This window comes from Xanthomonas floridensis (assembly GCF_001642575.1).
Taxonomy (GTDB): Bacteria; Pseudomonadota; Gammaproteobacteria; order Xanthomonadales; family Xanthomonadaceae; genus Xanthomonas; species Xanthomonas floridensis.
The window spans coordinates 71709-95110 of sequence record NZ_LXNG01000005.1; the positions used below are offsets into that span (position 1 = coordinate 71709).

General features: G+C 68.2%; 16 protein-coding genes and 3 pseudogenes. 10 read left to right on the forward strand and 9 right to left on the reverse strand.

Translation table 11 applies throughout. From position 1 onward, the window contains the following. Nucleotides 1-447 precede the first annotated feature (447 nt). From A7D17_RS03760 to A7D17_RS03770, 3 genes are all read right to left on the reverse strand, one after another. Nucleotides 448-1863, reverse strand: a complete 1416-nt coding sequence (locus tag A7D17_RS03760) for an amino acid permease (RefSeq protein ID WP_064507874.1) — start codon at nucleotides 1861-1863, stop codon at nucleotides 448-450. 204 nt (nucleotides 1864-2067) lie between these two features. Then, nucleotides 2068-2448, reverse strand: a complete 381-nt coding sequence (locus A7D17_RS03765) for a hypothetical protein (protein ID WP_064507875.1) — start codon at nucleotides 2446-2448, stop codon at nucleotides 2068-2070. Nucleotides 2449-2582: 134 nt separating this feature from the next. After that, nucleotides 2583-3200 (reverse strand): glutathione S-transferase family protein, encoded by a 618-nt coding sequence (locus A7D17_RS03770; protein WP_064507926.1) that lies wholly within the window; start codon nucleotides 3198-3200, stop codon nucleotides 2583-2585. A 279-nt stretch (nucleotides 3201-3479) separates the two neighbouring features. On the opposite strand from A7D17_RS03770, the gene A7D17_RS03775 reads away from it, so the two are divergent. From A7D17_RS03775 to A7D17_RS03790, 4 genes are all read left to right on the forward strand, one after another. Beyond that, nucleotides 3480-5012, forward strand: a complete 1533-nt coding sequence (locus A7D17_RS03775) for a DNA recombination protein RmuC (RefSeq protein WP_193395308.1) — start codon at nucleotides 3480-3482, stop codon at nucleotides 5010-5012. Nucleotides 5013-5455: 443 nt separating this feature from the next. Further along, a complete protein-coding gene (locus A7D17_RS03780) occupies nucleotides 5456-5839 on the forward strand; it encodes a hypothetical protein (protein WP_064507927.1) in 384 nt (127 codons plus the stop codon). Nucleotides 5840-5924: 85 nt separating this feature from the next. Then, nucleotides 5925-6470, forward strand: coding sequence for a glutathione peroxidase (locus A7D17_RS03785; protein WP_064507877.1), 546 nt, complete (start codon nucleotides 5925-5927; stop codon nucleotides 6468-6470). Between the two features lie 194 nt (nucleotides 6471-6664). Continuing rightward, nucleotides 6665-7228, forward strand: coding sequence for a hypothetical protein (locus A7D17_RS03790; RefSeq protein WP_064507878.1), 564 nt, complete (start codon nucleotides 6665-6667; stop codon nucleotides 7226-7228). Nucleotides 7229-7307: 79 nt separating this feature from the next. On the opposite strand, the gene A7D17_RS03795 is transcribed toward A7D17_RS03790, so the two are convergent. The 6 genes from A7D17_RS03795 to A7D17_RS03820 are packed head-to-tail and all read right to left on the reverse strand — an operon-like array spanning nucleotide 7308 to nucleotide 11410. Beyond that, nucleotides 7308-8372, reverse strand: coding sequence for an MlaA family lipoprotein (locus A7D17_RS03795; RefSeq protein WP_064507879.1), 1065 nt, complete (start codon nucleotides 8370-8372; stop codon nucleotides 7308-7310). Between the two features lie 10 nt (nucleotides 8373-8382). Next, entirely contained in the window at nucleotides 8383-8676 is a 294-nt protein-coding gene (locus A7D17_RS03800) for an STAS domain-containing protein (protein ID WP_064507880.1), read from the reverse strand. After that, a complete protein-coding gene (locus tag A7D17_RS03805; protein ID WP_064507881.1) occupies nucleotides 8666-9328 on the reverse strand; it encodes an MlaC/ttg2D family ABC transporter substrate-binding protein in 663 nt (220 codons plus the stop codon). The genes A7D17_RS03800 and A7D17_RS03805 overlap by 11 nt, the downstream gene beginning before the upstream one ends. Further along, nucleotides 9325-9858: an outer membrane lipid asymmetry maintenance protein MlaD gene (mlaD, locus tag A7D17_RS03810; protein WP_064507882.1), complete on the reverse strand. Its 534-nt coding sequence runs from the start codon at nucleotides 9856-9858 to the stop codon at nucleotides 9325-9327. The genes A7D17_RS03805 and mlaD overlap by 4 nt, the downstream gene beginning before the upstream one ends. A gap of 8 nt (nucleotides 9859-9866) precedes the next feature. Beyond that, nucleotides 9867-10616 (reverse strand): MlaE family lipid ABC transporter permease subunit, encoded by a 750-nt coding sequence (locus tag A7D17_RS03815; RefSeq protein WP_064507883.1) that lies wholly within the window; start codon nucleotides 10614-10616, stop codon nucleotides 9867-9869. Next, complete coding sequence (locus tag A7D17_RS03820; protein WP_064507884.1) at nucleotides 10616-11410, reverse strand: ABC transporter ATP-binding protein; 795 nt, start codon at nucleotides 11408-11410, stop codon at nucleotides 10616-10618. Before A7D17_RS03820 ends, A7D17_RS03815 begins: the two co-directional genes overlap by 1 nt. A gap of 193 nt (nucleotides 11411-11603) precedes the next feature. Here A7D17_RS03820 and recC point away from each other — a divergent pair, with 193 nt between their 5' ends. From recC to A7D17_RS03840, 6 genes and pseudogenes are all read left to right on the forward strand, one after another. Next, the gene (gene recC, locus A7D17_RS03825; RefSeq protein ID WP_064507885.1) at nucleotides 11604-15002 is read left to right on the forward strand and encodes an exodeoxyribonuclease V subunit gamma; all 3399 of its coding nucleotides are present in this window, start codon (nucleotides 11604-11606) and stop codon (nucleotides 15000-15002) included. Next, nucleotides 14999-15154, forward strand: a pseudogene (locus A7D17_RS25160) (UvrD-helicase domain-containing protein); the annotation flags it as partial. The gene recC and the pseudogene A7D17_RS25160, both read left to right, overlap by 4 nt. Nucleotides 15155-15361: 207 nt before the next feature. Continuing rightward, nucleotides 15362-19099 carry a UvrD-helicase domain-containing protein gene (locus A7D17_RS03830; protein WP_425479564.1) on the forward strand — a complete coding sequence of 1246 codons (3738 nt, stop codon included), beginning with the start codon at nucleotides 15362-15364 and terminating at the stop codon, nucleotides 19097-19099. A gap of 520 nt (nucleotides 19100-19619) precedes the next feature. Beyond that, nucleotides 19620-20723 (forward strand): annotated as a pseudogene (locus A7D17_RS25165) (AAA family ATPase); the annotation flags it as partial. Nucleotides 20724-20933: 210 nt separating this feature from the next. Then, nucleotides 20934-22283 (forward strand): annotated as a pseudogene (locus tag A7D17_RS25170) (AAA family ATPase); the annotation flags it as partial. A 24-nt stretch (nucleotides 22284-22307) separates the two neighbouring features. Next, nucleotides 22308-23366, forward strand: a complete 1059-nt coding sequence (locus A7D17_RS03840; protein ID WP_064507887.1) for a virulence RhuM family protein — start codon at nucleotides 22308-22310, stop codon at nucleotides 23364-23366. The last annotated feature ends 36 nt before the right edge of the window (nucleotides 23367-23402 follow it).

A 23402-nucleotide genomic window follows, 5' to 3' on the forward strand; every position in this document is an offset into this window, starting at 1 on the left:
CGCGTTCGTCATCGCTGGTCATTGGTGGATATCCGAGGCGCCCCTCATCCGGCCCTTCGGGCCACCTTCTCCCAATGGGAGAAGGGAGTGGTCAGCGCGCATCCGCAAGCAGTCGTGCAGCACAGGACTGCTACCGCCAAGACTTTCCTATCGACGATTCACCCTCGAAGGCGCGTGGCGACGCGTTCGTCATCGCTGGTCATTGGTGGATATCCGAGGCGCCCCTCATCCGGCGCTTCGGGCCACCTTCTCCCAATGGGAGAAGGGAGTGGTCAGCGCGCATCCGCAAGCAGTCGTGCAGCACAGGACTGCTACCGCCAAGACCTTCCCGTCGACGATTCAACCTCGAAGGCGCGTGGCGACGCGTTCGTCATCGCTGGCTATTGGTGGATATCCGAGGCGCGCCTCACCCGCCCTGCGTGCACCTTCTCCCGGTGGGAAAAGAGACTAACCAGCCTTTGCCAGCCGGCTATTGCGCCGCCCATACGCCAGATACACCACCACGCCCAGCGCGTTCCACAGCAGGAACCACCCCTGCGTGGTGCTCGGCAGGCTCCAGAACAGATACAGGCAGCCGCCGATCGCTACCGGCCCTACCACCCAGGCCAGCGGCGTGCGGAACGCCCGCGCGCGGCCAGGCTCGCGCACACGCAACACCAACAGGCATGCGGCCACCGCGGTGAACGCCGCCAACGTGCCGGCATTGGCGAGCGCGGCGATCTCGTCCAGCCGCGCCACGCCCGCCAGTGCCGCCACCAGCACCGCCGTAAACAGCGTGATCGCCACCGGTGTGCCGGTGCGCGCGTTGACCTTGGACAAGCCGCGCGGCAACAGCCCGTCGCGCGACATCACGAAGAAGATCCGGCTCTGCCCATACAGGAACGCCAGCAATACGGTTGGCAGCGCGATGATCGCCACCGCGCCGATCACCAGCGCCGCCTTGCCGTGGCCGAGTTCGCGCAGGATCAGCGCCAGCGGTTCCGGACTCTTGCCGAATACGGTAAAGCTCATCGCGCCGACCGCAGCCAGCGCCACCAGCACGTAGATCAGCGTGCAACCGATCATCGAACCGACGATGCCGATCGACAGATCGCGCCCCGGGTTCTTGGTTTCCTCGGCCGCGGTGGAAATCGCATCGAACCCGTAGAACGCAAAGAAGATGATCGCTGCTGCCGCCATCACCCCGCGCTCCACGCCATCGGGGCCCATCGCCTTGGAGAAACCGTACGGCATGAACGGCTGCAGATTTTCGCTATTGAAGGCCGGCAAGGCGATCGCCACGAACACGCCCAGCGCGATGATCTTCAGCACCACCAGCACTGCGTTGAGCGTGGCGCTCTCCTTGGTGCCGGCCATCAGCATGCCGGCGACCAGGAAGGTGATCACTACCGCCGGCAGGTTCACGATGCCGCCGGCATGCGGCCCGGCAATCAGCGTCTGGGGCAGTTCCACCCCCAGCCACTGCAGGAACCCGACGAAGTAGCCGGACCAGCCCACCGCCACCGTGCTGACCACCAGCGAATATTCCAGCACCAGGCTCCAGCCCACCACCCAGGCGATGCTCTCGCCGAGTGCGGTGTAGCTGTAGGTGTAGGCGCTGCCGGCAGCCGGCATCATCGTGGCCATCTCCGCATATGCCAGCGCCGCGCAGGCACAGACGATGCCGGCCGCCACGAACGACAGCAGCACCGCGGGGCCGGCCTTGTCGGCGCCTACGCCGATCAAGGTGTAGATGCCGGTGCCGACGATGGCGCCGATGCCCAGTGCGATCAGATGCGGCCAGCTCAGGCTGCGGACCAGCTGCCGCCCGGCCTCGTGCACGGTGACCTGGTCGATGGATTTGCGCCGTAGCCAAGACGACATGCGGACCTCGCGGGAATCAAAGAATTCCCGAGTGTCGCCCAACGCGCCGCAGCAAAGCTATCGGTCCAAGGTCATGCGTCGGCGCAAGCATGGCCGTGCAGGCACGCCCACCGCCGTCTATGAGCGCGCGCCGCACCTCGCCGTTCCCTGGCCCAACGCGACCGTCACCCACGACCCCAGCTTTTATAAATTCCCAATCCCCGCTCACTCGACCGACGGGCGATGCGGTGGACGCACATTGCGATAGACCAACTGCACCGCCCACGCGCCCACCAGGCCTACTGCGCCGGCGGCAAAGTGGGTCCAGTCGAGCAGGCGTGGCGCCGCCCCGTTGGCATCATGTCCCCAGAAGTTGAACCACAGCAGCACCAGTGCGGTGACCCCGATCCCGATCCAGAACCACAGCCGCGTGGCGCCGATCGCATAGAACCCGAACGGCAAGGCTGCGCCGATCAAGAAGTGCACCGGGAAGAAATACGCCGTGCCGTACGGCCGCATCAGGTACCACACGATTGCCGCAAAGCTGGCGAGAAACGCGAACAGGCCCAGCGCGAACAGACGGGTTTGGTTGGTGGCAGTGGTCATCGGCTGGCCTGGCAGGAACGAAGCCTCACCCTAGCCATGCGCAGGTCACGTTGAGGTCAATGCGCTGCAATCTGCCTGTAACGCCATTACCTCGGCGCTGTCTGACCCGCTTCGCGCAGCGGCTGCAGTATCTTCTACGGCGCGCTGCAGCCATGCTGTTGAAAGCCGGCACGCGTCTTCAGGCGAGCGTGATACGCCGCCACCGCAGGCAACCCCGGCCGCTCGATCGGGCTGGCAAGCCAGCGCTGCGTCGATAACCCCAATACGATATCGGCCAGGGTGAAGTCCGCTCCGAGCACGAACGGGCCGCCGCGTTGCAGCTGCGCCTCAAGAATTTCCATGTGCCGATTCCACTCGCGCACGCTCGCGGCAATCGCCTGCACATCGGCATGTGCCGCGCTGCCACGCACCGTGGCCATGAACGCGTACCGCCAGGCGTGATTGAGTTCGGTGGCCTGCCAATCCATCCATTGCTCGACCAGCGCACGTCCAGCGGGAGCCGTCGGCAACAGGTCGGTGCGGCCTGCATGTGCGGCCAGATACCGGCAGATCGTGTTCGACTCCCACAGCACCAGATCGCCATCGCGGATCACCGGCACCAGCGCGTTGGGATTGAGCGCGCGAAGCGCCGGCGTATCCACCGATGAGCCGCTGCCACACGCGTGCAGCGTGTAGTCCAGCGCCAGTTCCTCGCACAGCCACAGCACTTTGCGCACATTGATGGAGGTCGGCTTTCCGTAAAGTTCGAGCACGGTCGGTCGCGGCTTGGGCAGGTCGCTCACCTTAGCGCGCATGCCTGCATCTGCGCAGCAGCCCAGATCGTGGCGCGATGCCAGGCCGCTTCGCACCACCGCCAGGCACCTCGCAGGCTTGGCCCACCTGGGTCCGGCGCAGTGCGTGCGCACACAACTGCGCCCTGCAGCCGCCGCCGGCCGGCAAGCCACTGACGCAGCCCCTGCGACCGGCCCGGCTACACTGGGCGCATGTCATCCGAATCCCTGATCCTTCTCGGACTGCTCGTCGCAGTCCTGGTGCTGCAGCTGGCCCTGCTGCTGCGGCGTCCTTCCACCAGCGGGCTGGAGCAGGCGCTGCGCGCCGAACAGCGCGACGGCCGCGGCGAATTGCGCGAGCAACTCGAAGGCCTGTCCCGGCAGCAGGACGGCCGCCTGGAAACCTTCGCGCGCAATCTCACCGAACTGTCCACGCGCACCGATCAACGCCTGGACCAGTTGCGTGAAGCACTGGGCGAAGATGCCCGCAAGGCGCGCGAAGAAAGCAGCCAGGCCCAGCAGCGCACCGGGGAACTGCTGACCGCGCGGCTGACCGAACTGCGCACCCAGCTCGATGGCTTCGGCCAGCAGCAGGAAACCCGCATCCACGTGTTCGGCCAGCAGCTGACCGAACTGATCGCACGCACCGACACGCACATGACCGCCCTGCGCCAAGCGCTGGCCGAGGATGCGCGCAAGGGCCGCGATGAAGCCGGGCAGTCGCAACAGCGCTTTACCGAAGCGCTGGGCCAACGCCTGAGCGAACTCACCCAGCGCAACGAACTGCGCATCGGCGAAATGCGCGCCACGCTGGAGCAGCAGCTGGCTGCGCTGCAGAGCGACAACGCCAGCAAGCTGGAACTGATGCGTGCCACCGTCGACGAAAAATTGCAGACCACGCTCAACACGCGCCTGGATGCCTCCTTCAAGCTGGTGTCCGAGCGGCTGGAGCAGGTACAGCGTGGCCTGGGCGAAATGCAGCAGCTGGCCACCGGCGTGGGCGATCTCAAGCGCGTGCTGACCAACGTCAAGGACCGTGGTGGCTGGGGCGAAGTGCAGCTGGAAAACATCCTCGAGCAGACGCTGACGATGGAGCAGTACGCGCGTGGCGTGCGGCTCAAGCCCGACAGCGCCGAAGCGGTGGATTTTGCGATCCGCCTGCCCGGGCGCGGCGACGACACCGTGGTGTGGCTGCCGGTCGATGCCAAGTTCCCGCGCGAGGACTACGAACGCCTGATCGACGCGCAGGAAAAGGGCGACCTGGACGCGATCAAGCATTCGACCGCGCAGCTGGAGCGCGCCATCCGCGTGCAGGCCAAGTCGATCAGCGACAAGTACGTCTGCCCACCGCAGACCACCGATTTCGCGGTGATGTTCCTGCCCACCGAAGGCCTGTACGCCGAGGTGATCCGCCGCGCCGGCCTGGTCGACCTGCTGCAGCGCGAACATCGCGTGGTGCTGGCCGGCCCGACCACCTTTACCGCCCTGCTCAACAGCCTGCAGATGGGCTTCCGTACCTTGGCGATCGAGAAACGCTCCAGCGAGGTCTGGCAGGTGCTGGGCGCGGTGAAGAGCGAGTTCGGCAAGTTTGCCGGCATTCTCGAGAAGGCCGAGCGGCAGATCAGTAACGTGGGCAAGAGCCTGGGCGAGGCCAGTCGCAAGACCCGCACCATCGAGCGCCGCCTGCGCGGCGTGGAGACCTTGGCCAGCGAACAATCGCAAGGTCTGCTCGATATCGCCGGCAACGACGACACCGGCAGCAGCGATGACGAGGCCGGCGACGAGCAGGAATGAGGGCGCACGCAGCGCGCCTGCGTGGATCGCGCCCGCATCGATGTCGCCAACACACCCGACCTCGCGCCTGCAGACACGCCCCGAACGCAGGTGGGCTCGGCACCGTTGCGTAGGAACGCACCCGGAAGCGACGGAGCCTTGCCAGTCATGCCTCGTCGCGCCCGGATGCGCTCCTGCGCGGCGCAGGGCATTGCGCTGCCGCAGCGCTGCAGGTGATCGCCGCAGCGATGGCCGGCCGCAGGGCGTGTGATCGATCGGCAAGGTCCTGCATCCACCGACGTCCCGTAGCAGCGCCCCGGGGCGCGACGAGGCCTTCCCGATCACCCATCATTGCGTCCAGGCACGATCCTGCACGCCGGAAGACAACCCACCCAACCCGAGTACGCCACGCTGACGCACCGGCCGCGATGCTTGGCGCACTCCTGTTCAAAGAGAAGATCCACATGTCGAGCCGATGGATATACGCGGCAGTGTCCGCACTGCTGCTGGCCGCCTGCAGCAATACGCCCACCACGCAACCATCGCAGGCGGCGGGCACGACGCCCGCACCCGCACAATCTGCATCTGCAGACGCTGCCGCGTGCGCCGCCAAAGGCGGTCAACTGCGCCCGGTGGGCCGCATGCAGATTCCGCGTTGCATCGTGCCGTACGCCGATGCCGGCAAGACCTGCAGCGATAACGCCGATTGCGATGGCGACTGTCTGGCCACCAGCGTTGTGCCGACCGGCACCGCTACCACCGGCACCTGTCAGCGCGACAGCGATCGCTTCGGCTGCCGCCAGGAAGTGGTCGGCGGCAAGGGCCAGGCTGCGCTCTGCATCGATTGATGGATTGACCGACCGTCCCGCACGAGTCGCATCACGCGCGTGTGGCGGTTTATGCTCCGGCGTTCCATCCAACCAAGCCACTTCGATGAGCCAGAGCATCCACGACATCCCCGTGACCCGCATCGACGGTGAACCCGCCACCCTGGCCGACTACCGCGGCAAGGTGCTGCTGGTGGTCAACGTAGCGTCCAAGTGCGGCCTGACCCCACAATACGAAGGCCTGGAGGCGTTGTACCGCGACAAACACGCCGCCGGCCTGGAAGTGCTGGCGTTTCCGGCCAACGACTTCAACGGCCAGGAGCCCGGCAGCGAGGCGGAGATCGCCCAGTTCTGCCAGCTCACCTACGACGTCACCTTCCCGATGTTTTCCAAGATCGCGGTCACCGGCGCCGACACCCATCCGCTCTACCAGGCACTGACCAGCGCACGCCCGCAGGCCACCGGCGATGGCCCGATGCGCGACAAGCTCGCCGGCTACGGCATCACTCCCAACGCCGCCCCCGGCCTGCTGTGGAACTTCGAAAAATTTCTGATTGGCCGCGACGGCACCGTCATCGACCGCTTCGCTCCGGACGTGCCGGCAGACGACGCTCGCCTGCGTGCGGCGGTGGATGCCGCATTGGTCGCTTAGTACCTGGCACGTTGGCGAACGGATCTGTAAACCCCACCCCACGATCGTCGATGGACACAAATCCTGTCCGACGACGCGCAGCGTCTCTGCCGGATATCAATAAAGAATTCTGCATGTCCATGCGGTTGTCGTGCTGCAAGCACCATCCTGATCCGCGTCCATCCCGTAGATCGTCTTTTAGTCAGAGGGTAGGCATGCAACGTGTCGTTAGCATCGTCATGGCGGCCGTTCTTGGCATCGCAGCAAGTCAGGCTAATGCATGCTCAGTCCCAAATTCGCCAACGTTTGGGCAATCCCTGACCAACGCCACTAGCGTCTTTATCTTTCGGTTGGACCAGGCGCAGTACAGGCGCGAAGACTTTGGACTCGGTGCTCATACGAGCTGGGTGGAGGGCAAGATCACGCTTGTGCAGAATCTTTATGGCGATCCGACACGGCTCGTGAACTTACAGTTTTCAAGCGTATTGTGCGGTGCGGTCAAGCTGGTCGTCGGGCGTCACTACCTGATCGCGACCCGTGCGACGGGTGACACGATTGAACTGGTGGGTGGGGACGCCTCACTTTTCGAGATCGAAGACCTCTACAACCCGGAAAGAAAGACCGCTTCGCTGCAGTCGATGTTGATATTGCCGGTGATTCGCGCCATCTGCGGTGTGCATGCCCTGCCTGAGGACTTCCCTCCGCGCGAGATTGCCGCCAGGACGGTGCTGCAGCTGCCGCCGCCCCCGCCCCCGCCGCCCCCACCCAAAGGCTCATGAAGACAGCGCACAAAAAAGCCCGGGAGCGATCCCGGGCTTTTTCTTCCTATCTATCAGTCAGACACGCAAACTCGACCGGTCAACGCACCCAGCTCGGAATCGGCATTGCATCCACCGGCACCGTGCTGTCCTTGTCTTCGCGCAGATAGTCGGGCAGTTCGTTGTTCTGTTCGCGGTGGCTGCGCAGGTCGCGCACGATCTGGTAATTGCGGCGCTGCATCCAGGCATCGCGGGTCAGCGCGTATTCGTCCGGTGCCTGGTCACGCAGCGAATCCAGCGACATCAGCTGCGAGCGCGTGTCCACCAGCTGCAGGCCCTGCAGCGCGAAACGCACGCCCCCATCGTCGACCTGGCGCACCCACGACAGCGGAATGTCGCCGCCCAGGCCGAAGGTGTCGCGTACGGTCCGCGGCCCGAACAGCGGCAGTTCGAAGTAACGCGAGTTGCGCCAGCCCCACACGCCCAGGGTCTGGCCGAAGTCCTCGCTGCGGCGCGGGATGCCCGCCGCACTGGCCGGGTCGAACAGCCCGGCGATGCCCAGCGTGGAGTTCATCACGAAGCGGCCCAGCGACTGCACCGCAAACACCGGGTGGCCCTGCAACAGTTGGTTGACCATGGTCAGCGGCGTGCCGAGGTTGTCGAAGAAGTTGGTCACGCCCAGGCGCGCCGGACGCGGCACCACCTTGGTGTAGGCGGTCGCCAACGGACGTGCCACGCCGCGGTCCACCGCCAGGTTGAAGCGGTGCATGCCGCGGTTGTAGCGCTCCCAGGGGTCGTAGGACGGCGCCGCACCCGGTTGCGCCGGCGCGCCATTGGCGCCGGCCTGCGGGATGGTTGGGCCGTACAGCGCGTCGAAATCGTCTTCGGCGGCGGTGGGCGCGCCGGCGGGCGCCGCACCGGCATCGGCGCTGGCGCCCGCTTGCTCAGCCGGTGCCGCGGTTGCGGCTGTGGCCGGTAACGCGTCGGCAGCAGCAAACCCGGCCGCGGCCGGTTGCGCGGTCACACCGGAATCGTCGCGGACCAGCGCCTGCGCGCTTGGTGCGGTGTCGCTGGCTGTCGAGGGCGGCGCGGACTTCGGCGCCTGGCTGGCACAGGCACCGAGCAACAGGCAGGCCAGCAGGGGGAGAGGGCGGAACTGGTTCATGGCGTGGCGCTCAGGCCTGAAAATCGAGAGTGGGGGAGAGACGATAGGCAGCACGCAGGTCGTCCAGGCCGGACGCCTCGCCCACCACCGCCGCAGGACCGGTTCCGCGCAGGCGCGCGGCCAGTTCGGCCAGCATCGCAACACCGGCGCTGTCCAGACGTTGTACACCCGACAGGTCCAGCGTGCGCACGCCATCCAGGTGCGCGATCGCCTGCGGCCAGGCCGCAGTGACCGCCGCACGGTCGAGCACGCCGGTCACCACCAGCGTGTCGCCGTTGCGCTGCACCTGGCTGTTACTTGCCATTGGTCGGTGTCGCGCCGACCTGCATGCTGCCGCTGCGCAGGTCCGCGGCGACCTTGGCAATCCCCTTTTCGCGCAGCGGGCCATCGAACTGGGTCTTGAAGGTCTGCACGTAGGAGATGCCTTCGATCATCACGTCGAAGATCTTCCACTGGCCGCCGACATTGCGCATCAGGTAGTCGACCGGGGTCGGGTCGTTGCCGGCACGCAGCAGGTCGGTGGAAACCTTGACGCCGCGGTTGCCCGGCAGCGCGCTTTCGGACTTGCCGCGGAAGGTCGGCTTGCCTTCGAAGTTGAGCAGGGCGGTGCCGTAGCGCTGCATCAGGTTGTCGGCCATGGCATCGGCAAACAGCTTGATATCGGCATCGGAGGCGCCGCGGCCATGCACGCCCAGCACCAGGCGTGCGGCGTAGTCGCGGTCGAAGGCCTTGTTCAATTCGCCGTCGATGTACTGACGCAGCGCCGCCGGGTTGCTGCGGAATTCGGCGCGGCGCTGTTCCAGCGTGCTCAGGATGCGGGTGCTGCTGTCGATGACGGTCTTGGTCGCCGCGCCTTGCGCAGGTGCGCTGGCGGCAGCCGGCTGTGCCAGCACGGTGGCCGGTGCGCACACCAGCAGGGTCGAGGCCAGGACGGCGGAGAGCAGGGTGGTCTTCATTGGTGCGGTTCCGTAGAGGGAGAAGCGGGCTGGGCAGGCGGGGCGGCCTGACCGTCTGCAGCGGATTTATCACCGCCGCCACTGAACATGTACTTGCCGACCAGCTGCAGCAGATCCACCGCCGGCTGGGTGAAACCGATCTCTTCGCCCGGCTTGAGCGTTTCCGGATCGCCGCCCGGCTGCAACCCGATATAACTCTCGCCCAGCAGGCCGCTGGTGAAGATGCCGGCCGAGGTGTCGGCGGGCAGGTCCTTGTATTTGGTGTCCAGCGACAGCGTGACCACCGAATCGAACTTGGTCGGATCCAGGCTGATGTCCGAGACCTTGCCGATGGTCACGCCACCGATCTTCACCGGTGCCTGTGCACGCAGCTGGCCAATCTGGCTGAAACGCGCGATCAGGGTGTACTGGCTGGAGCCAAAGCCCCAGCGCTGGTTGGTCGAGGCCACCGCCAGCACCAGCAGCGAGGCCAGGGTCAGCAGCAAAAAGGCGCCGACGGCGAATTCGAGTCGTGGTCCACGCATGGCCATGGGCTATCTCACCTAAACAACATTGCAGAAAGGACGAAGTTGAACATCAGCGTCAGCAGCGAGGCGTTCACCACCGCCCGGGTGGTGGCGATCGAGGTGCCTTCGATGGTCGGCTCGGCATGGAAACCCACATAGGCGGCCACCAGTGCAGCGGTGCCGCCGAAGATCGCCGACTTGAGCATCGCCACGCCGAAGTCGTCCCAGAAATCGACGCTGTTGCTCAGCCCCGACCAGAATGTGCCGTTGTCGATGCCCAGCACGTGGACGGCTTCGAAGTAGCCGCCGGTGATCGCCAGCGAACAGAACACGCCGGTCAGCAGCGGCACGGTCAGCACTGCCGCCCAGAAGCGCGGCGCCACCGCCTTGGCCACCGGGTCGATGGCCATCAGCTCCAGCGCCTTGATCTGGTCGGTGGCGCGCATCAGGCCGAGTTCGGCGGCGATCGAGCTGCCGGCGCGGCCGATGAACAACAACGCGGTCAGCACCGGCGCCAGTTCGCGGTACAGCGACAGCCCCAGCAGCGTGGACAGCGCGTCCGATGCACCATAGGTGGTCAGCGTGCGGTAGCCCTGCAGGGTCAGCACCAGGCCGACGAAGGCGCCGCCAACGGCGATGATCGGCAGCGAGCGCGCGCCGACCTTGTAGATCTCGCGCACCAGCTCGGCGATGAAGTCGCGCGTGGGCAGCGAGCCGCGCAGCACGGTCAGCGAGAACAGCCCGGCGCGGCCGAAGGCGCGGATCGATTCGACCATGGCCATCAGGCAGCACTCCGGTCGCGGCGTGGCGCCGCATCGAACGCGATCGGGCCATCTGGCTGCCCGTGCAGGAACTGCTGCACCAGCGGGTCGGTGCTGTCCTGCAGATCTTCGGGCGTGCCGGCGAACACGATGCCGCCGTTGGCGATCACCACCGCCTGATCGCAGATCGGCAGCGTCTCGTGCACATGGTGGCTGACGATGATGCTGGTCAGGCCCAGGCTGTCGTTGAGGCGCTGGATCAGGCTCATGATCACGCCCGAGGCGATCGGGTCCAGCCCGGTCAGCGGCTCGTCGTAGATCATCAGCGGCGGGTCCAGCGCCAGCGCGCGCGCCAAGGCCACACGCCGCGCCATGCCGCCGGACAACTCGCGCGGCCAGGCATCGGCAGCCGCCAGCAGGCCCACCGCGTGCAGTTTCATCTGTACCAGGCGCTGCAGCACCGGTGCCGGCAGACGCGTGTGCGTGCGCAGCGGCAGCGCCACGTTGTCGGCGACGCTCAGGTCAGTGAGCAGCCCATTACCCTGCAGCAATACGCCGACATTGCGGCGCATCTCCAGCAGCGCGCGGCTGCCCTGTGGAATCGCGTTGCCGAACAAGGTCACGGTACCGGCCACCGGGCGCAGTTCGCCGGTCAACGCCGCCAGCATCGTGGACTTGCCGCTGCCGGAAGGACCGAGCACGGCAGTGATGCTGCCGCGCGGCACATCGAGCGAAACGTCGCGCAGGATCGTCCGACCGCCGCGATCGATGCGGACACCGGACAATTGCACGACAGGGGGAACGGGCGCCGTCATTGCAGCCTTTAACAGAATTCCAACGCGATAGAGTAACCGTCACACGGCTGAACATAACCGAACCGCCGCGTGCAGTATTGTCGCACTACGAACCAGCTACCGACGTGCGCCACAGTACGTTTCTGCGCAACACACCATGCTGTCGCACACGTCGGTCTCGCCGGCTGCGACACCGCTACGGCATCATGCCCGCATGATTCCCGCGCCCGATTTCCGCCTTTATCCATCCAATGCGCTGGATACCCTGGCTGCCCTGCTGGCGCAGGAGCTGCGCCGGCCGGTGCCCGGGCAGCCGTTGTTGCAGCCGGAGGTCGTGCTGATCCCGCAGGTGGCGATGCGGCGCTGGCTGCAGTCCACGCTGGCAGCCGAGCATGGGGTGGCGGCGAATCTGGAATTCCTGACCCCCGGCGAATTCGTGGCGCGCGCGCTGGAGCGCAACCTCGGCCCGGCCGACGACGATCTGGACATGGCCACCACGCAGTGGCGGCTGTATGCCGCGCTGCAGGCCGATCTGGGCAGCGATGCGGCACTGGCGCCGCTGGCTGGCTATCTGTCCGATGGCGATGCGCTCAAGCCCTGGGCGCTGGCCGGCGAGTTGGGCAGCGTGTTCGAGAAGTACCAGGCCTGGCGCCGCGACTGGTTGCTGCGTTGGGAAGGCGGCGCCGATGCCGACGACCCGCAGGCGCGGCTGTGGCGCAGCATCGCCACCGGCCGGCACTACCGCGCGCGCCGCATCGGCCAGTACCTGGATCGCTATGCGCGCGCCGACGGCCCGCTGCCGCAGGGCTTGCCGGCGCGGTTGTTTGCCTTCGCCATCCTCAATATCTCGCCCGACGTGTTGCGCGTGCTGGCCACGCAGGCGCGCGTGGGCACGCTGCATTTCTATCTGCCCACGCCTACCCAAGGCTATTGGGGCGATCTGCAGACGCTGTGGCAACGCCGCCGCGAGGGCGGGGCGGCGGCGTTGTTCGCCGACCAGGTGCAGGAAAACCCGTTGCTGCAGGCCTGGGGCGCGGCCGGCCGCGATTTCATGGCCTTGATCGGCGATTACGAAGTGGTGCACCCGCTGGCCGAAATCGCCGCCTATGCCGATCCGCTGGAGTCCGGCCGCCGCCTGCTCGCCGACGGCGGCCTGGGCGACAGCCTGTTGCGGCGCATGCAGAGCGACCTGTTCCATCGCCGCGCCCCGATGGTGCCGGCCGCATTGCCGGCGGTGAATCGGCACGACCCCAGCCTGCAGGTGCACGCCTGCCACACGCGCTTGCGCGAGCTGCAGGTGCTGCACGATCAGCTACGCGCATTGCTGGACGACGAGCGCTTCGAACCGCCGCTGCAGCCGCGCGAGATCGCGGTGCTGTCGCCGGATATCGACCCGTACGTGCCGTATCTGGACGCAGTGTTCGGCAGCCATGGCAGCGACGACGCATTGCCTTATGCCTTGGCCGACGCCAGTCCGCTGGCGAGCGAACCGCTGGCCGAGGTGTTTCTCACCCTGCTGAAGCTGCCGATCGCACGCTTCGGCCTGCACGAAGTCCTGGACCTGATCGCCAGCGCGCCGATCGCCGAAGCCGCCGGGCTGGACGAGGCCGGGCTGGAACGCCTGCGCAGCTGGCTGCATGCGGCCGGCGCACGCTGGGGCCTGGATGCGGCGCATCGGCGCCAGCACCAGGCACCGGGCGATGACGCCTACACCTGGCGCTTCGCGCTGGACCGGCTGTTGCTGGGTCATGCCAGTGGTGCCGACGACGATATCGACGGCGTGGCGCCGTGGCCGCAGCTGGAGGGCAGCGCACTGGCCGCGCTGGACACGCTGCTGCGCCTGCTGCGCGTGCTGGAGCGGCACCAGGCCGCACTGGCCGAGGCGCTGCCGCCGGCCACCTGGCGCGAGCGCCTGCTGGAGCTGCTGGATGCGCTGATTCCCACCGCGCCCTCGGCCCCGCGTGCGCAGCGCGCGCTGGACCGGCTGCGCAGCCTCATCGACCAGTTCGCCCGCGATGCGCAGCGCGCCCAGTACGCCGGCAAGGTGCCGGCCGAGGTGGTGCGTGCGCATTTTGCCGCGGTGCTGGGCGAATCGGACACGCGCGCACCGCTGCTCACCGGCGGCATCAGTTTCGGGCGCATGGTGCCGATGCGCCTGCTGCCATTCCGGGTGATCTGCCTGCTGGGCATGAACGATGGTGATTTTCCGCGCCGCGACCCGGCCGCCGGGCTCAATCGCCTCACCGCCGAGCTGGGCACCGAGCGCCGCCGCCACGGCGACCGCTCCACCCGCGAGGACGACCGTTTCCTGTTCCTGCAATTGTTCGCCTCCGCGCAGGACGCGTTCTACCTGAGTTATCTCGGCGCCGATGCGCGCGATGGCAGTGCGCGCGAGCCCTCGGTGCTGGTCAGCGAATTGCTGACCACCGCGGCGCACTACCACGCCGCCGCCGATGCCGCCGGTACCTTGGTGGTGCAGCACCCGCTGCAGCCGTTCGCCGCGACCGCCTTCGGTGCGCAGAGCGAAGCGGGCAAGGACCCGCGGCGTTTCAGCTATCGCCGGCAATGGCGCCCGGCCGTGGACAGCCTCACCGGCCAGCGCCAGCCGCTGGCGCCGTGGGTGGCCGGCGCGCTGCCGGCCGACGCCAGCGGATTGCCGGGCAGCGTGTCCATCGACGATCTGCGCCGGCTGTTCGGCGATCCGGCCGGGCAGTTCCTGCGCCATCGTTTGGGCATGCGCCTGCCCGATCCGGCCAGCGAAGACAGCGATCTGGAACCGCTGCTCGCACCCACGCGCGGGCTGGATCACTACGGCTTGCAGCAACAGGTGTTCGAGGCCGCAGTGGCCGATGACGTGGACGGGCTGTACGAACGTCTGCGCGCGCGCGCGTTGCTGCCGTCCGGCCCGCTGGGACGGCGCCAGCTCGACGAACGGCTTGCGCAATTGCGGCCCTATGCGCAGGCCTTCCGGCAGTGGCGTGGCGACACCGACGCGCAGTCGCAGCGGCTGCAGGTGCAGATCGGCGATGTCGCGCTGCATGGCCGCTTGCCCGGCTGGTACGCGCATGGTGTGGGGCGCGTGCAGGTGGGCGCGCTCACCGGCCGCAACGCGATCCGCCATGGGCTGGAATGGTTGCTCCTGCGCGCCGCTGGCGAGCAGGTGCCGTATGTGCGTTTCTTCGAGCACGACGACGGCCTGGGCCCGCATCCCATCGATGCCCAGCCGCTGGCGCCGGCACAGGCGCAGGCCGCGCTGGGCGAGCTGCTGCAGCTGTATCGACAAGGCCTGCAGGCACCGCTGCCGTTCGCGCCCTATAGCAGCTGGAAATACCACCAGGCCGCGCGCGGCGACGATCTGGACAAGGCCATCAAGGACGCGGCGGGGCAGTGGCAGGCCAGCTTCGGTTGGAGCGAATCGCATAGCCCGGAGCTGCGCCTGGTCAACCGGGGCCGCGACCCGTTCGCCGATGCGCAGCGGTTCAGCGCGTTCGCCAGCACCAGCCATCGGCTCTACGACCTGCTGGAACGCGCCAACACCGACGCAACACTGGACCCGCAGCGCGTGATCGACAGCTGGCGGCACTGGCATGGCGCACAGGACGAGGGCGAATGAGCGCGCCCACCGTGACCGACCCGTATCTGCAGCTGCCGCTGGACGGCGTGCGCCTGATCGAGGCCAGCGCCGGCACCGGCAAGACCTTCACCCTGGCCACGCTGTTCACCCGGCTGGTGGTCGAGCGCGGCCTGCGTATCGGCCAGATCCTGGCGGTGACCTTTACCGAAGCCGCCACTCAGGAACTACGCCGGCGGATCCGCGAACGCCTGGTGCTGGCCGCCACGCTGGTTCCCGATGCGCCATCGCCTGTCGTGGCAGCGGCCCGGGCCGTGACCGAACCGGCTGCAACGCTGGCGACCGACGCTGCCCCGTCTGCTGGCACGGCTTCGGCCGCAAACGAGCCGGCTCCCACGCAGGTGCGCGATGCGGCACCGCGTTCCGCAGCAGCGGCCGTGCCCGCGACCGCCCTCGCCGGCGACCCGTCGCAGCTGCGAGCCCAAGAGCACCCAGCGCCGCACGAACAGGACGCCCCCGACGTCCTGCTCACCCGCGCCATCCTCACCACGCACCTAGCCGCCGGCACCGAGACCCCGGCCGCGCTGCGCCGCCGCCTGCAGCAGGCCGTGGAAGAAATCGACCTGGCCGCGGTGTTCACCATCCACGGCTTCTGCGCGCGCGTGCTGCGCGAACACGCACTGGAAAGCGGCCAGGCCTTCGCCGCCCCGCAACTGCTCGCCAACGATCGCGAACTGCTGGGCGAAGTGGCCGCCGACCTGTGGCGCCAGCGCGCCGCCGATGCCGTGATGGCCGAAGACCTGATTGCCCTGTGGTCCGGTGGCCCGCCTGCGCTGGCCACGGATCTACGCGCCTTGCTGCGCCACACCACGCTGCTGCCGGCGGTCTGCGCCGACAGCGACGATGCCGCTGCCTTGCTGCAGGCCGTGCATGCCGCCAGCCACGCCCTGGCGGCTGCCTTCCAGACCCATGGCACGGCGTTTTTCGAAACGCTCATGGCCGCCATCGACGGCGGCGTGCTGAGCAAGGTCAGCTACAAACCCGAATGGCTCACCGCGCTGTGGCACTGGTTCGAAGCCTTCGCCGCGGCACCGTCGCAGGACAGCACACCGCATCCCAAGCTGGTCAAATTGACCGCGGCCGAACTGGCCGCGGGCACCAACAAGAAGTTCGTCGATCGCACGCCGGCCTCGCCGATGAGCCACGAGATCGATGGCTATCTCACCGCGCTGGCCCGTGTCGAGCAATGGCGCACGCGCCGCCGCATCCGCCTGCTGCACGCCCTGCGCGAGGATGCCATCGCACGGCTGGCGCTGCTCAAGCGCCAGCGCCGCGTACAGACCTACGACGACCTGGTCGATGGTGTCGCGCACGCATTGGAGGGCCCGCAAGCCGAGGCCTTGGTACAACGCCTGCGCGCGCAATACGCCATCGCGCTGGTGGACGAATTCCAGGACACCGACGACCGCCAGTGGGCGATCTTTTCCAATGTGTTCGGCAACGGCGCGCTCGCGCGGGCGGCCGGGTTTGCGCCGTCGCTGTTTCTGATCGGCGATCCCAAGCAGGCCATCTACGGTTTCCGCGGCGGCGATGTGCGCACCTACCTGGCTGCGGCAGTCAGCGCCGAACTGGCCCCGCCGTTGAGCCACAATTTCCGCTCGCGCCCCGGCGTGCTGGCGGCGATCGATGCGCTGTACGCGCAAGCCGGCTACAGCGATGCCTTCCTGACCGACGGCATCGCCTTCCACCCGGTGCAGCCAGGCACCAAGCGCCTGGACACCGACCTGCGACGCGCCGGTGCCACCGCCCCGGCGTTGACGCTGTGGCGCGCGCCCGAACCGCCGCTGCCTGCGAAGGGCAAGCCCAAGCCCTGGAGCGCCGGCCGCGCCCGCGAGCTGGCCACCGCCGCCTGCGTGGCCGCAATCCGCGGCTGGCTGGCCGCTGGCCGCGACGGCACCGCCACCATCAACGCGCATCCGGTGCAGGCCGGCGACATCGCGGTGTTGGTGCGCAGCCATGGCGAGGCCACCCGCATCCAGCAGGCGTTGGGCGCGGTGGGCATTCCCGCAGTGGCCGCCGGCAAGCAGAGCCTGTTCGCCACCGACGAAGCGCTGGAACTGCTGGCGCTGCTGCAGGCCTTGCTCGACCCGGGCGATGACAGCCGCCTGCGTGCCGCACTGGCCACGGTGCTGATCGGGCAGGACGCCATCGCCATCGCCACCCTGGAACACGACGGCGAGCGGCATCGCCACTGGCAGCAGCAGGCGCTGGACTGGCGCGAACGCTGGCAACGCGGTGGCCCGCTGGCGCTGATCGGCGAACTCGGCGCCGCGCACGGGCAACGCCTGCTGGCCCTGGTCGATGGCGAACGTCGCCTCACCAATTACCTGCAACTGGCCGAACTGCTGCAGGAAGCCGACGCACGCGCACTCGGCCCGCATGGCCTGGTCGACTGGCTGGCACGCCGCATCGCCAATGCCGACGACAACGACGAAGCCCAGCAACTGCGGCTGGAATCGGACGCACGCCGCGTGCAGATCGTCACCCTGCACAAGAGCAAGGGCCTGGAGTATCCGCTGGTGTTCCTGCCGTACATCGGCATCGGCCGCGGCGACAAGGGCGCTGGCCGCCACTGCGTGGTGCATGCGCCCGAGACCGGCCGCCAGCTGCACTGGAACGTGTCCAAGTGGAGCCGCGACAAGGAAGACCCGGCCTGGAGCGCGGCCGAAGCGGCCTGGAAGCAGGAACAACGCGCCGAAGACGCGCGCTTGCTGTATGTCGGCCTGACCCGCGCCGAGCACGCGCTGTGGATCGCCAGCGGCAGCTTCCACCAGCAGGAACGTACGCCGCTGGCCGGCATGCTGCGTGCGCTCGATGCGCTGCAGGGTGCGGCCGGCGAGGGCGTGGTGGTGGTCGACACCGCCACCCCGCCGGCCGAGCTGCCACGCCTGCCGCCCCCGCCCGAGGCGCAGGTGCCGCCTGCGCGCATCCCGCAGCGGCATATCGCCCCGGAATGGTGGGTCTACAGCTTCACCCAGTTGGCCAACGCCGATGCCGGCGCTGCCACCGACCCGATGGCCAGCGCCACCGTGGTGGGCAGTGGCGGTACCGACGAACCGGCCGCCAGCGACGCCGCGGCAGCAGTCACCGAGGCAGAGCCGTTCGATCCGCGCTTTGCCGGCAACCGCTTCGGCGTGGTGATGCACGACGTGTTCGAGCGTTGCGACTTCGCCGCCTGGCAACACTGGCGCCCCGGCGCCCCGGCGCCCGACGGTCAGGTCGCCCCGATCATCGAAGCCCTGCAACGCGGCGGCTACGCACAGGACGAGCTCGATGACGGCCTGCGCATGCTCACTGCGCTGATCGGCAACACCCTCACCGTGACCCTGCCCGAAGGCACCCCCCTGGCGGCCGTGCCCGAGCCGCAGCGCCGCAACGAAATGGAATTCCACTTCGCCATGCAGCCCACCCGCGTGGACGCGCTGCTGGCGCTGTTGCACCGCTTCGAGGTGGTCGGCGACCGCCAGGCCTTCGGTGCACGCCAGCGCCTGGAAGGCCTGATGACCGGCCTGATCGATCTCACCTACACCGTGGCCGGCCGCTGGTACGTGCTGGACTACAAATCCAACCGCCTGCCCAGCTACGACGCCGACACCCTGGCCCGTGCCATGGCGCATAGCGAATACACCCTGCAGGCGTTGATCTACACCGTGGCGCTGCACCGCTGGCTGCGCTTCCGCCTGGGCGAGGCCTACGACTACGCCCGCGACTTCGGCGGCGTGCGCTACCTGTTCTGCCGCGGCCTGGACGCCACCCGCAACCCCGCAGCCGACTCCAGCGCCATCCTCGGTTCCAACTCCAACTCCAACTCCAACTCCAGCCCCGTCTCCGGTTTCGACCCCGCCAGCGACGCCATGTCCGACACGCCGGCACCCAATACGCCTGTGCCTGGCATCCACGCCTGGCGCTTCGACCCGGCGCTGGTCCAAGCCCTGGACGCCCTGTTTGCCGGCAATCCCACGCAGCCCCTGTCCAGCGACGCAGCAGAGCCCCATTCCCCCGACGGGCAAGCGCCCCTCTCCCCCCGGGAGAGGGGGTGGGGTGAGGGTACGTCCGCAGCCGAAGCATCCAAGCCATGACCCACCAGAACGCACGCCCGATCAGCCCTGCGCGCGAGCCCCTCTCCCCTCGGGGCGAGCAGACACCGCATGCGCACCATGGCGCGCGTGCCTGGCAGTGTTTGCGCCCCGGCGCGCGGAGCGGGGGTTGGTGTGAGGGCCCGTCCGCCGCCGAAGCATCCATGACCCACCAGAACGCACGCCCGATCAGCGCTGCGCGCGAGCCTCTCTCCCCTCGGGGCGAGCAGACACCGCTTGCGCACCATGGCGCGCGTGCCTGGCAGTGTTTGCGCCCCGCCGCGCGCCCCGGGGCGCGGAGCGCGGGTTGGGGTGAGGGCCCGTCCGCCCACCAGGCATCCATGATCCACCAGAACGCACGCCCGATCAGCCCTGCGCGCGAGCCCCTCTTCCCTCGGGGCGAGCAGACACCGCATGCGCACCATGGCGCGCGTGCCTGGCAGTGTTTGCGCCCCGCCGCGCGCCCCGGAGCGCGGAGCGCGGGTTGGGGTGAGGGCCCGTCCGCCCGCCAGGCATCCCCCCCATGAATCACCCAAACCTCTTCAGCGCGCTCATCAAAGCCGAGGCCGTGCGCACGCTGGACCTGGCCTTCGCCCAAAGCCTGCAACGCTTGGCCCCTGAGACCGACGCCCTGGTCCTGGCCGGTGCCGCCCTCGCGTCCCTGGCGGTCACCAGCGGCCACGCCGGGCTGGACCCGGCGCGCGCCAGCATGCTGCTGGACCAACGCGACGGCCCGGCGCCCACCCTGCCGGACCCCGCCGACTGGCAACGCGTGCTCGCCGCCTCGCGCTGGGTCGACCAACCCGCGCCCGACCAACCTGCCGCCGCCGACTGCCCGCTGGTGCTCGAACACGGCCTGCTCTACCTGCGCCGTTATCGCGAATACGAGCGCCGTCTGGCGCTGGGCCTGCAACGCATCGCCGCCCAGTCGCCGCCGCCCGTCGACGCCGCCACGCTGGCACCGCTGTTCGCCCAGCTATTCCCCCAGGCTTCCCCTCTCCCCCCGGGAGAGGGTGCCCGAAGGGCGGGTGATGGGACGGACCTGCCCGAGCCATCCGTCTACCAGGAAGCGACGGGCCTGCCCGAGCCATCCGCCTACCAGGAAGCGACGGGCCTACCCAAGCCATCCGTCTACCAGGAAGCGACGGGCCTACCCAAGCCATCCGTCTACCAGGAAGCGACGGGCCTACCCAAGCCATCCGTCTACCAGGAAGCGACGGGTCTACCCGAGCCACCCGTCTACCAGGAAGCGACGGGTCTACCCGAGCCATCCGTCTACCAGGAAGCGACGGGTCTACCCGAGCCATCCGTCTACCAGGAAGGGGCGGGCCTGCCCAAGCCATCCCACCACCAGGACGGCACGAACCCATCCGCTCCGGGCCACTCCCCAGACCGCCAGGCCCAGGCCGCCGCCCTGGCCTTGCGCCGCACCCTGCTGCTGATCACCGGTGGCCCCGGCACCGGCAAGACCACCACCATCGCGCGCCTGCTGCTGTTGCGCATCGCGCAAGCGCACGCATCCGACACCCCGGCCCCACGCATCGCCCTGGCCGCGCCCACCGGCCGCGCCGCCGAGCGCATGGCCGAAAGCCTGCGCGCCGCGGTTGCGCGCGCCATCGCCGATGGCATCCAGCTCCCAACCACTCACACTGCCGGGCAAGCGAAGCAGTCACCGAACCCCGCGGTTGCCCCTCTCCGTCAAGCGACAGAGCCAGCAGATCCCGGCACGTCCCCCCACCCGCGAGCGACAGACCCAGCAAGCCCCGCCGTTTCCCCTCTCCCGCAAGCGGGAGAGGGTGCCCGAAGGGCGGGTGAGGGCCAGCCGCCCACCTGGGAATCCCTCCTCCCCACCAGCGCCAGCACCCTGCATCGCCTGCTCGGTGTCCTCCCGGATTCGCCGCAGTTCCGCCACACCGCCGACAACCCGCTGCCATTCGACCTGATCGTCGTCGACGAAGCCTCCATGGTCGACCTGCCGCTGATGTGCAAGCTGGTCGAAGCCGTGGCCGACGGCACCCAGCTGATCCTGCTCGGCGACGCCGACCAGCTGCCCTCGGTGGAAGCCGGCGACGTGCTCGCCGCCATCCTGCAGGCGGCCGGCCCCGGCGATGCGCTGCAGCCGGATGACGCCCACGCCCTGCAACCGCTGCTCGGCAACCCGCCCGCTGCCACCACGCCCACCGCCACCCATCGCGGCGGCCTGGCCGGCCACCGCGTGCACCTGCTGCGCGGCTACCGGCAGGCGCACGACTTTGCACTCGCCCCGTTGGCCGACGCCATCCGTGCCGGCGATGCCGACACCACCCTGGCCCTGCTGCGCAGCGGCGAACTGGCCGGCGTGCACTTCCACGAAGACGGCGAAGACCCGCTCACCCTGGGCCGCGACGCACTGCTCGCGCACTGGCGCGCGCTGGCCGACGCGCAGGACCCGGCCGCCGCCCTGCGCGATGCGGCGCGCCTGCGCCTGCTCACCGCCGTGCGCGCCGGCCCGCAGGGCGCGCGCGGCCTCAACGCCCGTATCGAACAACTGCTGGCCGACACCGGCTCCGGCGCCCGCCGCCTCGGCAGCGCCTCGCCGTGGTTCCAGGGACGCCTGCTGCTGATCACCGAAAACAGCTACCGCCACGGCCTGTTCAATGGCGACGTCGGCATCTGTTTGCGCAGCGAAGCGAGTCCATTCTCGGGGCGCAGCGAAGCGAGTCGCTCTCCCGCGCGCAGCGACGAAACCCCGTCTTCAGGACCAAGCCAGTCCGGCGACATCGCAAATCGCGACGGCCCCACCGCCGACCGCCGTGCCCAAGGCCCGTTGGTCGCCTGGTTCGAAGGCGACGGCGACGGCCAGGTGCGCGGCTTCCACCCCGCCGCACTGCCCGCGCACGAAAGCGCCTTCGCCATGACCGTGCACAAGGCCCAGGGCAGCGAATTCGACACCGTCTGGCTGCAGCTGCCCACCCGCGCCGCCCGCGTGCTCAGCCGCGAACTGCTCTACACCGGCATCACCCGCGCCCGCCGCGCCCTGCACCTGGCCGGCAGCGAAGCGGTCATCCGCAGCGCGCTGGCCCGGCACGCCGCGCGCATCTCGGGTCTGGCGTGGCGGTTGGGTGGCGAACAAGTACGGCCTGCTGCTGAAATCGCACAGGATTTGCCAGAGGCACCGGTTGCACCAATGCAAGGCTCGTTATTCTGATGACATCACGCGCTTGGAGATCGCATGAACACTGATGACAAGGATGCCCCTGCTTCCGAGCTGATCCTGTACCGCAGCGAGGATGCACAGACGCGCATCCAGGTGCGGTTGGAAGGCGACTCGGTCTGGTTGACGCAGCGGCAACTCTCCGAGCTGTTCCAGGTCTCCGTGCCGACGATTAACGAACATCTATCCGGTATCTTCGCCGAGGGTGAACTTGAAACTGAACGAACTATTCGGAAAATCCGAATAGTTCAAACCGAAGGTGAGCGCAATGTCCGCAGGATGGTGGATCACTACCATCTCGATGTGGTTCTCGCGGTGGGCTACCGCGTTCGCTCCTCGCGTGGCACCCAATTCCGGCAATGGGCGACCGAGCGCTTGTCAGGCTATCTGGTCAAAGGCTTCGCCATCGATGACGAACGCCTCAAGCGCGGCCCCGATGACGGCTACTTTGAAGATCTGCTCAGCAAGATTCGCGACATCCGCTCCTCGGAGAAGATGTTCTGGCGCAAGGTGCTGGAGATCTACGCCACCAGCGTCGACTACGACGCCTCGGCCGAGGCCAGCCAGCGCTTTTTCACCACCGTGCAGAACAAGATGCATTGGGCTGCGCACGGGCACACCGCCGCCGAGCTGATCATGGAGCGCGCCGACGCAGGCAAACCGCATAGCGGGATGACCAATTGGGTTAGCGCTGCGCCGCGGGCATCCGACGCCACGATCGCCAAAAGCTATCTAAATCCTGACGAGCTGGACGCACTGAATCGCACCGTCACTGCCTATCTCGAATTTGCGGAGCTTCAAGCGCTGAATCGCAAGCCCATGACCATGGCCAACTGGATCGCCAAGCTGGACGACTTTTTGCGGCTAAGCGACCGAGAGGTGCTCACCCACGCGGGCCGGGTCAGCCGTGAGCAGGCGCTGGAATTTGGCAAGGCTGAGTTTGCACGCCACAAGCAGCAGAAGCTGGCCGAGCCCTCAGCGGTCGAACGCGATTTCGACGCCGCTACGCGAGATTTGAAAAAGATGGCACGTGCGCGGGGCAGTGGCGCAGCTGGCAAGAAGACCGGAGATGCATAAACCCAGTCCCGGCATTGTCGATTACCACTGAGCACA